3 protein-coding genes are annotated in these 2,007 nt (G+C 69.0%); 2 read left to right on the top strand and 1 reads right to left on the bottom strand.

Annotated features, from left to right (window positions below; genetic code table 11):
* The coding region (locus AC1D12_RS31860) for a M16 family metallopeptidase (protein WP_477845172.1) at nt 1-496 on the top strand (496 nt) is incomplete at its 5' end.
* Between the two features lie 14 nt (nt 497-510).
* On the opposite strand, the gene AC1D12_RS31855 is transcribed toward AC1D12_RS31860, so the two are convergent.
* Nucleotides 511-1,701: a GNAT family N-acetyltransferase gene (locus tag AC1D12_RS31855; RefSeq protein WP_477845171.1), complete on the bottom strand. Its 1,191-nt coding sequence runs from the start codon at nt 1,699-1,701 to the stop codon at nt 511-513.
* 12 nt (nt 1,702-1,713) lie between these two features.
* Here AC1D12_RS31855 and AC1D12_RS31850 point away from each other — a divergent pair.
* A partial coding sequence (locus tag AC1D12_RS31850) for a nitrilase-related carbon-nitrogen hydrolase (RefSeq protein ID WP_477845170.1) occupies nt 1,714-2,007 on the top strand: 294 nt, incomplete at its 3' end.

The following is a 2,007-nucleotide window of genomic DNA, read 5'->3' as shown; positions in this document are numbered from 1 at the left end:
GGACACCGATGCCGACTACCCGCCGCTGATGATGGCCAACTACCTGCTCGGCTCGGGCGGCAACTCGCGGCTGTGGAAGCGCATCCGCGAGAGCGAGGGCCTGTCGTACGACGTGCGCAGCCGCATCAGCTGGAACAACCAGGAGCCGCATTCCGAATGGCAGGCGAGCGCGATCTTCGCGCCGCAGAACCAGGCCAAGGTCGAGGCGGCCTTCAAGGAAGAAGTGGCGCGTGCGCTGAAGGATGGCTTCACGGCGCAGGAACTGGCGGAAGGGCAGCGCGGGCTGCTGGCGTTCCGCCGGCTGTCGCGGGCGCAGGACGGGAACCTGGCCGGCGCCATCGCGAGCAACGAGGAACTGGGCCGCACGTTCGCCGTGTCGGCGCGCGTCGACGACGCCTTGTCGAAGCTGACGCTGGAGCAGGTGAACGCCGCGCTGCGCACCTATGTGAAGCCGGACGCGTTCGTCAGCGGCTTCGCGGGCGACTTCAAGCCCTGATCAGTCGGCCTGGATCAGTCAGGTGAAGCGATGGGCGCCTGCTTGAACGGCAGGCGCTCGTTCAGCTCATCCAGGTAGCCCTCGACCGCCGAGCCCTCGCGCGCGAGGAAATCGCCGACCGCCTCGGCGAACTGCGGGTGCGCCAGCCAATGCGCCGACCAGGTCTGCACCGGCAGCAGGCCGCGCGCCATCTTGTGCTCGCCCTGCGCGCCGCCTTCGAAGCGGCGGAAACCGTGCTCGATGCACCACGCGAGCGGCTGGTAGTAGCAGGCCTCGAAGTGCAGGCAGGAGACGTGCTCGGTCGCGCCCCAGTAGCGGCCGTAGGCGACACCGCGCGCCGCATCGACGCCGATCAGCGACACCGCGATGCGCACGCCGTCTTTCCACGCGACGAACAGCACCCAGTTCTGCGGCATCGTGCGCGCCATGCGGGCGAAGAAGTCGCGCGTGAGGTAGGGCGTGGAGTGGTGGGCGCGGTAGGTGCGCACGTAGCAGCGGTAGAAGAAGTCCCACAGCTCGTCGTCGATCTCGCGGCCCGCATGCGTCGTGAAGCTGACGCCGGCCTCGGCGACGCGGCGGCGCTCCTGCTGGATCTTCTTGCGCTTCTCGCGCTGCAGGCTGGCCAGGAAATCGGCGAACCCGTCATACGGCTGCGGCTCGCGGTTGACCCAGTGGAACTGCACGGTGCTGCGCATCATCCAGCCCATGTCGCGCGCGGCCTGCTGGTCAAGCGCGTCGAGGAACAGCAGGTGGGCCGACGACAGCTTCGCGTCGTGCGCGATGCGCATCATCGCGGACAGCAGCGCGCGGCGCGCGCCGTCGTCGCGCGCCATCAGCCGCGGGCCAGGCACCGGCGTGAACGGCACCGCGCCGAGCAGCTTCGGGTAGTAGCGCAGGCCGTGGCGCTGGTAGGCATCGGCCCAGGCCCAGTCGAACACGTACTCGCCGTACGAATGGTCCTTCAGGTACAGCGGGCAGGCGGCCATCAGCGAGCTGCCGTCCTCGATCAGCAGGAACTGCGGCATCCAGCCGGTCTCGGCGACCGCGCTGGCCGAGGCATGCAGCGCCGCCAGGTACTCATGGCGCATGAACGGCGCGGCCGACGGCTGCGCATCGAGCAGCGCGTTCCACTGCGCGGCGTCGATCTCGCCGGGGTCGCCGACGACCCGGATGACATAATCTTTGGAGCTCTTTTCCGCAGGCATATTCGCTGGTCTATGGCATCAAACACGAGGGTTCGCGTCGCGCTGGCGCAGATCAACGCCACGGTCGGCGACCTGGCCGGCAACGTACGCCAGATCATCGAKAGCGCCCGACGCGCACACGCGCAGGGGGCGAGGGTGGTGCTGACGCCGGAGCTGGCCCTGTGCGGCTACCCACCCGAAGACCTGCTGCTGCGGCCGGCATTCATGCAGGCCTGTGCGCATGCCCTGGCCGAGTGCGCCGCGGCGCTGGCGCCGCTCGAAGGTCTGCATGTGGTGGTCGGGCATCCGCATCAATGGGGTGAGCAC

This window comes from Rhizobacter sp. P1_G5 (assembly GCF_056405435.1).
Note: the sequence above shows the minus strand (reverse complement) of the source record. Positions and strands in the feature narration are given on the sequence as shown.